The organism is Thalassolituus sp. UBA6592 (assembly GCF_002433655.1).
Lineage (GTDB): Bacteria > Pseudomonadota > Gammaproteobacteria > Pseudomonadales > Oceanobacteraceae > Venatoribacter.
The window spans coordinates 1-11,036 of sequence record NZ_DJIO01000007.1; the positions used below are offsets into that span (position 1 = coordinate 1).

Annotated in this window: 11 protein-coding genes and 1 pseudogene; 7 read left to right on the plus strand and 5 right to left on the minus strand. The window is 51.7% G+C overall.

Translation table 11 applies throughout. From position 1 onward, the window contains the following. Together B2Z72_RS00640 and B2Z72_RS00645 are read left to right on the plus strand one after the other, a co-directional pair. A partial coding sequence (locus B2Z72_RS00640) for a hypothetical protein (RefSeq protein ID WP_296983230.1) occupies positions 1 to 232 on the plus strand: 232 nt, incomplete at its 5' end. Further along, complete coding sequence (locus B2Z72_RS00645; protein WP_296983231.1) at positions 229 to 657, plus strand: Hsp20/alpha crystallin family protein; 429 nt, start codon at positions 229 to 231, stop codon at positions 655 to 657. The genes B2Z72_RS00640 and B2Z72_RS00645, both read left to right, overlap by 4 nt. 35 nt (positions 658 to 692) lie before the next feature. Here B2Z72_RS00645 and B2Z72_RS00650 read toward each other — a convergent pair whose 3' ends face one another. Further along, a complete protein-coding gene (locus B2Z72_RS00650) occupies positions 693 to 1,100 on the minus strand; it encodes a BLUF domain-containing protein (RefSeq protein ID WP_296983232.1) in 408 nt (135 codons plus the stop codon). A gap of 157 nt (positions 1,101 to 1,257) precedes the next feature. Between B2Z72_RS00650 and B2Z72_RS00655 the strand changes: the two genes are divergently transcribed. Then, entirely contained in the window at positions 1,258 to 3,057 is a 1,800-nt protein-coding gene (locus tag B2Z72_RS00655) for a sensor histidine kinase (protein ID WP_296983233.1), read from the plus strand. Between the two features lie 56 nt (positions 3,058 to 3,113). Here B2Z72_RS00655 and B2Z72_RS00660 read toward each other — a convergent pair whose 3' ends face one another. The 4 genes from B2Z72_RS00660 to B2Z72_RS00675 all read right to left on the minus strand — a co-directional run bounded on the left by B2Z72_RS00660 (position 3,114) and on the right by B2Z72_RS00675 (position 7,484). After that, positions 3,114 to 4,796 (minus strand): long-chain-fatty-acid--CoA ligase, encoded by a 1,683-nt coding sequence (locus tag B2Z72_RS00660; RefSeq protein WP_296983234.1) that lies wholly within the window; start codon positions 4,794 to 4,796, stop codon positions 3,114 to 3,116. A gap of 179 nt (positions 4,797 to 4,975) precedes the next feature. Then, complete coding sequence (locus B2Z72_RS00665) at positions 4,976 to 6,154, minus strand: acetyl-CoA C-acetyltransferase (RefSeq protein ID WP_296983235.1); 1,179 nt, start codon at positions 6,152 to 6,154, stop codon at positions 4,976 to 4,978. Between the two features lie 350 nt (positions 6,155 to 6,504). After that, the gene (locus B2Z72_RS00670) at positions 6,505 to 7,062 is read right to left on the minus strand and encodes a MarR family transcriptional regulator (protein WP_349676722.1); all 558 of its coding nucleotides are present in this window, start codon (positions 7,060 to 7,062) and stop codon (positions 6,505 to 6,507) included. Then, positions 7,059 to 7,484 carry a chemotaxis protein CheW gene (locus B2Z72_RS00675; protein WP_296983236.1) on the minus strand — a complete coding sequence of 142 codons (426 nt, stop codon included), beginning with the start codon at positions 7,482 to 7,484 and terminating at the stop codon, positions 7,059 to 7,061. The genes B2Z72_RS00670 and B2Z72_RS00675 overlap by 4 nt, the downstream gene beginning before the upstream one ends. Before the next feature lie 157 nt (positions 7,485 to 7,641). Here B2Z72_RS00675 and ectA point away from each other — a divergent pair, with 157 nt between their 5' ends. From ectA to B2Z72_RS00695, 4 genes and pseudogenes are all read left to right on the plus strand, one after another. Continuing rightward, a complete protein-coding gene (gene ectA / locus B2Z72_RS00680; protein ID WP_296983237.1) occupies positions 7,642 to 8,250 on the plus strand; it encodes a diaminobutyrate acetyltransferase in 609 nt (202 codons plus the stop codon). A 6-nt stretch (positions 8,251 to 8,256) separates the two neighbouring features. Continuing rightward, positions 8,257 to 9,525 carry a diaminobutyrate--2-oxoglutarate transaminase gene (ectB, locus tag B2Z72_RS00685; protein WP_296983238.1) on the plus strand — a complete coding sequence of 423 codons (1,269 nt, stop codon included), beginning with the start codon at positions 8,257 to 8,259 and terminating at the stop codon, positions 9,523 to 9,525. A 72-nt stretch (positions 9,526 to 9,597) separates the two neighbouring features. Beyond that, entirely contained in the window at positions 9,598 to 10,002 is a 405-nt protein-coding gene (locus tag B2Z72_RS00690; RefSeq protein ID WP_296983239.1) for an ectoine synthase, read from the plus strand. Between the two features lie 123 nt (positions 10,003 to 10,125). Next, positions 10,126 to 11,036 (plus strand): annotated as a pseudogene (locus tag B2Z72_RS00695) (aspartate kinase); the annotation flags it as partial.

Below are 11,036 nucleotides of genomic sequence, written 5' to 3' on the forward strand. Positions count from 1 at the left end.
GCACCGCGACTATTCTCTCTGCACGGCCCCTTACCAACAGACATTTTATGCCCACAAAAGCTCACCAAAAATTTTTTCAATACTGCCCCTTGAATCCGCTTTCAGCGCCCCTATTTTATTAATCAGAAAAGCTCTGATCAGGCTTAAAAATTCGCTGCAGCCACTCCCGAAAATAGTGGCGGTACGCTTTATTAATCTGTTATTGATGTTCTCACAGGAGGATGTTTTATGAGCTTATTCCCTACTACCCGTTCCAGTTTATTCGACGACCTGTTCAACGACGTTGCCTCCGGTTTTTACGTCAAACCACTGCATGGCCAGGGGCTGCCTAAACAGATCAAGGTACAGGTCGGTGAAAACGCCGAAAGCTACAGTATTCAGGCGGAATTACCCGGCGTAAATAAAGAAGATATCCATGTAGATATTGATGGTGCCGTAGTCACACTGAAAGCAGAAGTGAAGCAGCATGACAGCCAGAAAGACGGCGATCAGATACTGCGCAGCGAACGCTACTATGGCAGTGTATCGCGAAGTTTTGAACTACCACAGGAAGTAGAAACAGAACACGCCAGCGCAAAATACGAGAATGGCATTCTGATTCTTAACCTGCCAAAACGTCAGCAGAAGGCCGGCACCAAACGACTGGAAATCCAGTAATTCCGGTTATATTAAATATCTGCACAAGCCCGGATTTATTCCGGGCTTTCTGATAACCGCTGAAGTAATTTCAGCGCCTGTTCTGCTGTTAACTCTGACGGGTCGAAGCTGTTTTGTCCTAACTCGGACAACAGGCTGTAAAAATGATCCGACGCCGGCGCAAATCCCATCTGCCATTCGTTAAACATCGGCTCATCAATTTCCTGATAACTGATGATCACAACTTCGTCATGACGGGCATCTTCTGCGATGCTCAGATATAGCTCGTTAACATCAGCCCGTTCACCTTCCAGCGCCTGCAAAAAATAACGCTGTTCGTAACATAACATGCCACAAATATGTAACGAGTCGTTATTGGGTCGTGCAACATCCAGTATCTGTTGCACATCAAGCAACGACATATCCCTGGTCGCCAGTGAATAATAGACAAGACGAACGTTCATAATTCGCTCCTGCATGGACAAGTTATTTAGTAAACAAGCCATATAGCAAACAGGCTATATAACCAAAGATAAATCACAGCATTCACGTCATTGCAGACTGATATAAGCTTCGCCGCCGGGAACGCTAAGCTGAGTGTAGACCAGAGCGGAGATATGTATGTCTGAGCATAAGCTGTCTTTTTCACCAAGTATTCCATGGGCATTGATCGGCTCTCTGCCATTCACTGGCGACGAGCAGTCCGCTGCTCCTGTGCCTGTTCCTGCTGTACCGCCCGGTGCAGATATCTGGCCGGCAGAGGGTAATAAAGGCCTGAAAAAGTGGTTGAAGAAACAATGGGAGTTACCGGTTCTGGTGGTGGTATTCCCGGGTCAGGACGTTGATACCGAAACCGAACTGCTGCAGTACCTGCGCCAGAATCTGAAGAACCAGAACACCCGCCTGATCTGTTTTGCTCCTGAGGCAGTACGCGCACAGCTGCTGCCGGATCTGTGGCGCTTTAAGATTCATCACCTGCATTTGCTCAGTGATTTAACGCCCGAGTTTCTGTCTGGCCTTATCATGCGAGAATGGCATGAGTTCAACGCCTTTGAGAACCAGCGCCAGCGCCGTAATCATGAGCTGGAACTGCTTACCTTTCTTGCCCGTATGAACCGTGAGGCGGATTTCAGCTCAGCCCACGTTTCCGATCTGGCCGCTCTGATGCAGGCGCTTATTCAGGCTGATGTGTTATTGCACGTCAGTAAAGCCGGAGAGCTGCAGGCTGTTTATCCGGCTCCTCAGGGTATCAGTCCGGCATGGCAGGACATTGCTGACCACGCCTTACAGAGCAATATTCCCGATGACCGCCCGCTGCTATTGAATCTGGATAAAAATCATCCCCTGCATCATGCCGCCGCCGCGATTCATTGCTCCGCACTGAGCGCCAGTATTATTTTTCCGCTGCGCTGCTATGAACATAAGAGTCATTACTTTATTGCCTTCCTGAATGAAGCTGCGATCAGCCAGCTGGATGTTTCGCGCCTGAGTCTGCTGGAAAAAACGGTGGAGCAGGTGCGTACTCAACTGGAACGTCAGGTTTCAGAGGAAAGATTAAAAGCCCAGTATCAGCGTTTGCAGAATACTCTGTCGAAACTGCACGAAACCCAGGAGCAGCTTTACCATTCGGAAAAGCTGTCAGCGGTCGGACAACTGGCTGCCGGTATCGCCCACGAAATTAATAACCCGGTGTCTTTTATTCTCAGTAATTTTGAACCATTGGACGAGTATATTCAGACTATGTCGCATATGCTGAAGCTGCATGAGGAATTCACTCACGCTATGGTTCTGGGTGATGACGTCATCGGCAATCAGCTGCGCCAGCAGATCAGCGAAGAACGTGAAGCAGCGGATCTCGAATTTATGCTGGAAGATATTTATGCACTGGTCAATGATTCACGCAAAGGTCTGAAGCGGGTCAGTGAAATCGTTACCAACCTTCGTACTTTTTCCCGTCGCGATAACCTGGATTCCTCTCAGTTTGATCTGAGCGAATGTATTCACAGCGCCATCGGCTTAATGAAGTATCAGCTGCATGCGGATATAGACACCCACATTGAAATGCCGGAAAAGGCTTTAATCGAAGGTAACAGCGGCCTGATAGGTCAGGTGGTTGTTAACCTGATTCAGAACGCTGTCCATGCTGTTGAACATATAAAACAGCCTGAATTCAGTTTGTGTTTATTTGCTGACGGGACAAACTGGATATTAGAAATCCGGGATAACGGCGAGGGTATTGCCCCGGAAATTAAAGACAAAATTTTTGATCCATTTTTTACCACCAAAGAAATTGGTAAAGGCACCGGACTGGGACTATCGACCGTGTACAGTATTATTCAGCGCCACAAAGGGCAGATACAGGTCAGCAGTGAACCGGGGAATACCTGCTTCCGTATCAGCCTGCCGATGGCAGCAGGCTGATACCAGATACTGAAACTGGGTTATAAAACAGCGACAGAAATCTGATTTTATGAACTTCAGCTGTTAATCAGGTAGTCGATATATTCATCCCGTAACGAACGTTTCTGCAGCTTTCCGGTCGCCGTGTGCGGCAGCTCGGACACAAATAGAACGTCGTCGGGCAGCCACCACTTAGCCACATGCCCTTCCAGATAAGTCAGAATATCTTCTTTGCTCAGGTTGGCACCTGCCTGCTGGACGATAAACAGCAGAGGCCTTTCATCCCATTTTTGATGGCGCACGCCAATCACGCAGGCTTCCATTACCTGCGGATGGCCGACGGCGGCATTTTCCAGATCAATACTGGAGATCCACTCGCCGCCGGATTTCACCACGTCTTTGGCACGGTCAACAATCTGCAGATAGCTGTTTTCATCTATCACAGCGATATCCCCGGTATCAAACCAGCGGTTGCCCTGAGCATCGATAAAAAAGGATTCCGGTTTTTCATTTTTGTAATAAGCATCCAGCACCCAGGGGCCGCGCACGCGTAAATAGCCGCGGGTTTTGCCATCATGAGGCAGAGGCTCATCTTCTTCACCGAAGATTTCCAGCTGAATACCGAACATGGGTTTACCCGCGGTGGTCTGCAGACGATAACGTTCGTCGTCACTCATACTTCGCATGGCTTTGGTTGGTGCACCCAGTGTGGCCAGCGGTGAGGTTTCTGTCATGCCCCAGATAGGTAATAAATACACACCGTATTCTTTATCCAGCCGCTCGACCAGAGAGCGCGGTGACGCCGAACCACCTACGCCCACGGTTTTTACCGAATCCATGTGTTTGTCTTCTTTTTTCAGATAGTCGATTAAGCCAAGCCATACCGTCGGTACACCGAGCATTAAATCCACCTGTGCGTAATCAATTAATTCATGCAGGCTTTTGCCATCCATGCCGTCACCGGGCAACACCAGGGTGGCACCGGCTATGGGCGCGATATACGGCATACCCCAGGCACAGACGTGGTACATAGGCACCACCGGCATCACCACGGAATCGGCAGAAATATTCAGCGCATCGGGATTACGGCTGGCGTAGGCGTGCAGTACGGTGGAGGCATGGGAATATAAAACGCCTTTCGGATTGCCAGTGGTACCTGAGGTGTAACACAGGCAGGCGGCGGTATCGGCGCTGAAATCCGGCCACTGAAATTCTGCAGAATGAGCGGCAAGCAGGGCTTCGTAATTCATCGGGTTGGGCAGTGAGGTTGCCGGCATCTGATCTTCGTCGATCATAAAAATAAAACCGCGCACCGAGGTCAGTTTGTCGGCCACAGGTTCCAGCAGACGGGCAAAGCAGGCATCAAGAAACACGTAGCAGTCTTCCGCGTGGTTAATGATGTATTCGATCTGCTCGCTGTATAAACGTGGATTCACGGTATGACAGATGGCCCCCATGCCGGAGATGGCGTAATAGCATTCCAGGTGGCGATAGCCGTTCCACGCCAGCGTCGCCACCCGGTCGCCGGGTTTTACTCCAAGAAAGTCCAGCGCATTAGCCAGCTGCTTAGAACGCGCTAAGGCTTCACGGTAGCTGTAACTGTGAATATCGCCCTCCAGCCGGCGACTGATAATCTGCTGGTTGCCGTGATGCGCAGCGGCGTATTCAAGCAGGTCAGAAATAATTAATGGCCGGGTCATCATGTGGCTGGAAGCAGCAGGGGTACAGGTCGGAGTCTGTGCGGCGGGGCTGTTATTCATATCACTGTCCTGTGTGATTTTTGATCAGAGTAAGACGGATGTTCCGCCTTCGCCAGCCGCAGCGGCCACTTTGTTCACTGATGATCTGCCGCCCATAAAAAAGGGCAGCTGAGGCTGCCCTTTTTTATGTCTTAAGCATTAACGCACATGCTTATTTACCGTGTCGTGCACATTACCACTCAGCGCTCAATCGCCAGCGACACACCCATGCCACCACCGATACACAGAGTCGCCATGCCTTTCTTGGCGTCACGACGGATCATTTCGTGCAGCAGTGTCACCAGAATACGGCAACCGGATGCGCCAATCGGGTGACCCAATGCAATAGCACCGCCATTCACGTTGATCTTGTCGGCATCCCATTCCAGACCTTTGTTCACCGACAGCGCCTGCACAGCGAAGGCTTCGTTGGCTTCGATCAGATCCAGATCGCTGACGCTCCAGCCCGCTTTCTGCAGACATTTTTTGGTTGCCGGAATCGGACCGGTACCCATGATTTTCGGATCAACACCGGCATTGGCGTAAGCCGCAATGCTGCACAGAATGGGCAGGCCCAGTTCTTCTGCTTTGGCACGGCTGGTCAGCATCACAGCGGCAGCACCGTCGTTCAGTGATGAGGCGTTACCGGCAGTTACTGAGCCATCTTTTTTGAAGGCTGGGCGCATCGCGGCGAGTTTGTCCGCAGTGGTACCGGCGCGTGGGTTTTCGTCGGTATCAAAGACCAGCGGATCACCTTTGCGCTGTGGAATCGTCACCGCAGTGATTTCGTCTTTGAAGGTACCGGCGGCAATGGCTGCCACAGCTTTAGCCTGAGAGGCTGCAGCGAAGGCATCCTGCTCTTCACGGCTGATGCTGTATTCGTCAGCGATGTTTTCTGCAGTGATGCCCATGTGGTAGTCGTTAAACGCATCCCACAGGCCGTCACTGATCATGGTATCGACCATGTTCCAGTTGCCCATACGCTGACCGTTGCGGGAGTTTGGCAGCGCGTGCGGTGCGTTCGACATGGATTCCTGACCACCGGCAATCACGATATCGGCGTCGCCGCATTTGATCGACTGTGCCGCCAGATGCAGAGCTTTCAGACCGGAGCCACACACCTTATTGATGGTCATGGCCGGTACTGTGTCTGGCAGGCCCGCTTTAATTGCTGCCTGACGCGCCGGGTTCTGACCACAGGCTGCGGTCAGCACCTGGCCCATGAGTACTTCATTTACCGCAGCCGGATCGATTCCGGTTTTGTCCAGCAGGGCGCGGATTACGGTGGCACCAAGGTCTGTGGCCTGTACACCGGCCAGTGAACCGCCAAAAGTGCCGATCGCGGTACGCGTTGCTGCTACGATCACTACGTCTGTCATGAGTTAGCCTCCGATCAGTTTGGAACTCAGATATTGGGTACTGCAATCTGACTATCACATTCCTGTTGACCGGAATATGACGCGCCTGTGGATATCGGTCCTGCGGCTGAGTATCAGTTGCGGAAAATACGGTGATGCGCAGTATAAACCAAAGTAGAAGTACGTAAGAGCCGCACTTTTGTCTATTTCACTCTTTCCTCTAAGTGATTGACAAAGGCACAGAAAAAACGGTTATGACGGAGGGAATATCCAGTGTGAAGTACACCGGAGCCCACGGCTCCGGTGCCGGCCTGCCGCAGGCGGCAAATGCGCTTAATGCCTGATGTCTGGGTGGGGTCTGGGCCCGGACATTACTCGCGATGATCGCGTGCCAGACGGTCCAGCGCGCCTACATCCAGTACCGGCGAGGCATCAATATGCTGGGCGTCCATCATATAGGCGACCCGTTCAAGCGAGCTGAGAATCATGGTCTGCTCCCAGTCATGCAGATCCTGAAACTGCTGAATAAAGCTGTCCTGCAGCGGCTTGGGCGCGTCCACCAGAATATCGTTGGCCGCCGGTGTCAGGTACACAAATACCTTTCGCTTATCACTGCTGCCACGTTCACGACGCACCAGACCACGCTTTTCCAGGCGATCAATAATGGTCGTCACAGTGGCCTGAGACAGGCTCACCTTCTGAGCAACTTCGCCCACGGTCAGTTCTTCCTGCTGACGCAGTAGTTGCAGGATCAGCAGTTGCGGGGCCGTAAGCCCGGAAATTTTACTCAGTTGGCGGGAGTGCAGATCCGTAGCACGGATGATGCGGCGAAGTGCGACCAGCACTTCTTCATAGCGGTTCATATCGTCGTCCAGGCTAGCTTTGTTCCGGGGCGCAATATTACCACCATCAAGACTATAAAGGCTCATTTTCCCTCCTTTGCCGACAGCTCCCGCAGGTAACTGATATCCAGCGCTACAACCAGCTCATCGTCGACCTGCACAGTAGCGGGAATAGCGGCCTGTGGCGTATGCGGTTGTTCGATGTCGCGTTCATCCAGCTGCGCGATTTCCCCGACCCGGTCGACGGTCAGTCCAATGGTTTCACCGGGCAACTCCAGAGTCATCGTGCGGCTGTCTTCATCGGCGTCCGTCGCTGGCAGACCAAGCAGTAAACGGGCATCAACAACAGTGACGATTTCCCCACGGGAATTAATGATGCCTTCCACCATCTGCGGTGCCGCTGGCACCGGTTCCGGCCGCGACCAGGGGCTGACTTCGCGGATGTCTTTTACCGGCAAAGCGTAGAGGGTGTCCTCAAGGGAGAATGTTAACCAGGGCTGTTTGTCCATATTGCTTTAAATATTATTTAGAGTTGTAAATAGTTTTTTATGATGCTAAATTGTTTAGTGTTCTAAGTAAATAGCAGGCGCCGTAATGACAAAGTCACTATCAGCATTCAACAGGAATGCAGTGATTTAGCTCGGTACGCGGCTTCTGAACCCAAAAATGGACCCTTATTCGACAACCTCGAATCAAAAAAATGTTACAGCTGAATGTAATTTCAGCTTCCGTAAGCCGGTTTCGACCGATGGATCTGACGTCTTTGCTCTGGTAGAGCGCTGTAAACCTTTAGATGTCAATTCAATGTACTGCAATCTCCTGCAGTGTTCCCACTTTGCTGATACGGCAATCGTCGCTGAGCGTGGTGGTCAGATGGTTGGATTTATTTCCGGCTACCGGCTGCCACAGCAACCTGACGTGCTGTTCGTCTGGCAGGTCGCGGTGGATGCTTCCACCCGGGGACAGGGGCTTGCCAGTCAGATGCTGATGCAGTTGCTGATCCGCCTTGGCGGCCAGGTACAGCATCTTCACACCACCATCACGCCGGACAATCAGGCGTCGTGGAAAACCTTTCAGCGCCTTGCTGCAACGCTGAATGCCCCGCTCAATGACCGCGATATGTTTGACCGTGAACAACATTTCAACGGCGAACACGAGACAGAGAAGCTCGTGCATATCGGCCCTTTCGATCTTGCTGCCATTGCTGATCCGGCTCTGCAGGCAAGAGCGAAACACACAACACAGATACCGTCACAGACAACGATACAGGAGTAAAACACTATGGATATTTATGAAAAGTTCGAATCCAACGTGCGTGGTTACTGCCGCTCATTCCCGGTTACTTTTACCAAAGCGCAGAACGCCACACTCACTGACAGCGAAGGCAACCAGTACATCGATTTCCTTGGTGGTGCCGGCACACTGAACTACGGCCACAACAATCCGAACTTCAAAGATGCGCTGATCGACTACATCCAGGGCGACAACATCACCCACGGTCTGGACATGCACACTGAAGCCAAGACTGCGTTCCTGGAAACTTACGAACGCCTGATCCTGAAGCCACGCGGTATGAAGAACTACAAAATGCAGTTCACCGGCCCTACCGGCACCAACGCTGTGGAAGCCGCGCTGAAAATTGCCCGTAAAAATACCGGCCGTACCGATATTGTTTCGTTCACTAACGGTTTCCACGGTGTTACTCAGGGCGCGGCCGCTGTGACCGCCAATGGTAAATACAAGAAAGCCATCGGCATGCCGCTGCCAGGCGTGCACTTTATGCCGTTTGATGGCTATCTGGGTGACTACAACACCCTGCACTATTTCGAAAAAGCGCTGCAGGATAAGTCCTCAGGTCTGGGTCATCCGGCGGCTGTGATTGTTGAATGTATTCAGGGCGAAGGTGGTCTGAATGCCGCATCCGGCGCATGGCTGCTGGGCCTGCAGGCGCTGTGTAAGCGTTACGACATGCTGCTGATCGTCGATGATATCCAGGCGGGCTGTGGCCGCAGCGGTACCTACTTCAGCTTTGAAGAATTCGGTATCGAACCGGACATCATCACCCAGTCCAAATCCCTCAGTGGTTACGGTCTGCCAATGGCCATTGTGCTGCTGAAAGCAGAACTGGATACTTGGGAGCCGGGTGAACACAACGGTACGTTCCGTGGTAACAACCACGCTTTCGTCACCGCCACCAAAGCGCTGGAAACCTACTGGGCCGACGACACCTTTGCCAAACAGGTACAGGGTAAAGCCAAACTGCTGCGTACCCGCCTGAAAGAAATTCAGGCCGAACACGGTGGCCAGCTGAAGCACAAAGGCCGCGGCATTATGCAGGGTCTGGAATGCGCCAACGGTGATATTGCTGACAAGATTACCGAGCTGGCATTTGAACGTGGTCTGGTGATTGAAACCAGTGGCTCCGACGGCCAGGTGGTTAAGGTTCTGGCGCCACTGACCATTGAAGAAGAGAAGCTGAAAAAAGGTCTGGAAATTCTCGACACCTGTATCGGCGATGTTATGGCCGAACAGATTTCCAAAGCCTCCTGAGCCGCTCAGCTATCAGCAGCGCCCCGGCGCTGCGCTCAGCTCCCGACATTAACTGAATTCAAAGGATTTAACATGATCGTCCGTACTCTAGAAGAGTGTGAAAATTCCAACCGTAAAGTTGAAAGTGAAACCGGCACCTGGAACAGCGTTCGTATGGCGCTGGAAGAAGACAAAATGGGGTTCTCTTTCCACATCACAACCATTTACGCCAACACCGAAACGCCGATCTGGTATCAGAATCATCTGGAATCTGTGTACTGCATCAGCGGCGAAGGTGAGATTGAAACCGTTGACGACGGCAAAGTGTATCCAATCAAACCCGGTACTCTGTACCTGCTCGACAAACACGATCAGCACCTGCTACGTGGTTTTACTGAAATGAAAATGGCCTGCGTATTTAATCCGCCATTAATCGGTAACGAAGTGCATAACAAAGACGGCGCGTATGAGCTGTCAGGTGAAAAAGTAACTGACTGATTATTAAAAAAGAGCTGTTGTCCGCAGTGATCGCAGCCCGCTGTCCCGCACAGACAGCACACAATACATGGCCGGTAATCCGGCCATTTTTTCAGTTACTTATTTCTGACAGGAAGGTCTCTCATGACAAACAACACCATGCACAGTGTTGAGAAAATCGGCGGTACTTCTATGAGCCGCTATGACGACGTTTTAAGCAATATCTGGTTACGCCCGAAAACCCTGGCTGATGGCAGCAGCACTCTGTATCAGCGCGTATTTGTGGTCTCTGCTTACGCAGGCATGACTAACGGCCTGCTGGAGCATAAGAAAACCGACGAAGCCGGTGTTTACGCACTGTTTGCCGAAATGGACGAGAAACGCCCATGGCAGGACAAGCTGGACGAAGTGGAACAGCAGATGCTGGCCATTAATGAAGATATGTTCGCTGACGACGCGCTGATTAAAAAGCGTTCCGACCAGTTTATTCAAAGCCGCATTAATGATGTAAAAGAATGCCTTGAACACCTCGAAGTGGTATGTCACTTCGGCCACTTCCAGCTGGATGATCACCTGCACCGCGTTCGTGAAATGCTCAGTGCCCTGGGCGAAGCCCACAGTGCATTCAACTCTGTTCAGCTGCTGCGCAAACATAACGTAAACGCCACCTTTGTGGACCTGACGAACTGGCGCTCCGATGATCAGATGGGCCTGGATGAACATATTTCATCTGCCTTCAAAAACATCGATTTCGCGACTGAAATGCCCATCGTTACCGGTTATACCCAGTGTCGCGAAGGTCTGATGCGTACCTTTGACCGCGGTTACAGCGAAATGACCTTCAGCCGCATTGCCACCCTGACCAATGCGCCGGAAGCGATTATTCATAAAGAATATCACCTCAGTACCGCTGACCCGGTTCTGGTTGGAGACGGTAAAGTCCATCCGATTGGTCAGACGAACTACGACGTTGGTGATCAGCTGGCAAACCTGGGAATGGAAGCGATTCACCCTCGTGCCGCCGCCGGTCTGCGTAAAAAGAATATTCTGCTGCG

Excerpts from the sequence above, each read along its gene's own strand:
- B2Z72_RS00645 (WP_296983231.1), top strand. The coding sequence starts at position 229 with ATGAGCTTATTCCCTACTACCCGTTCCAGTTTATTCGACGACCTGTTC.
- B2Z72_RS00650 (WP_296983232.1), bottom strand. The coding sequence starts at position 1,100 with ATGAACGTTCGTCTTGTCTATTATTCACTGGCGACCAGGGATATGTCG.
- B2Z72_RS00655 (WP_296983233.1), top strand. The coding sequence starts at position 1,258 with ATGTCTGAGCATAAGCTGTCTTTTTCACCAAGTATTCCATGGGCATTG.
- B2Z72_RS00660 (WP_296983234.1), bottom strand. The coding sequence starts at position 4,796 with ATGAATAACAGCCCCGCCGCACAGACTCCGACCTGTACCCCTGCTGCT.
- B2Z72_RS00665 (WP_296983235.1), bottom strand. The coding sequence starts at position 6,154 with ATGACAGACGTAGTGATCGTAGCAGCAACGCGTACCGCGATCGGCACT.
- B2Z72_RS00670 (WP_349676722.1), bottom strand. The coding sequence starts at position 7,062 with ATGAGCCTTTATAGTCTTGATGGTGGTAATATTGCGCCCCGGAACAAA.
- B2Z72_RS00675 (WP_296983236.1), bottom strand. The coding sequence starts at position 7,484 with ATGGACAAACAGCCCTGGTTAACATTCTCCCTTGAGGACACCCTCTAC.
- ectA (WP_296983237.1), top strand. The coding sequence starts at position 7,642 with ATGGACCCTTATTCGACAACCTCGAATCAAAAAAATGTTACAGCTGAA.
- ectB (WP_296983238.1), top strand. The coding sequence starts at position 8,257 with ATGGATATTTATGAAAAGTTCGAATCCAACGTGCGTGGTTACTGCCGC.
- B2Z72_RS00690 (WP_296983239.1), top strand. The coding sequence starts at position 9,598 with ATGATCGTCCGTACTCTAGAAGAGTGTGAAAATTCCAACCGTAAAGTT.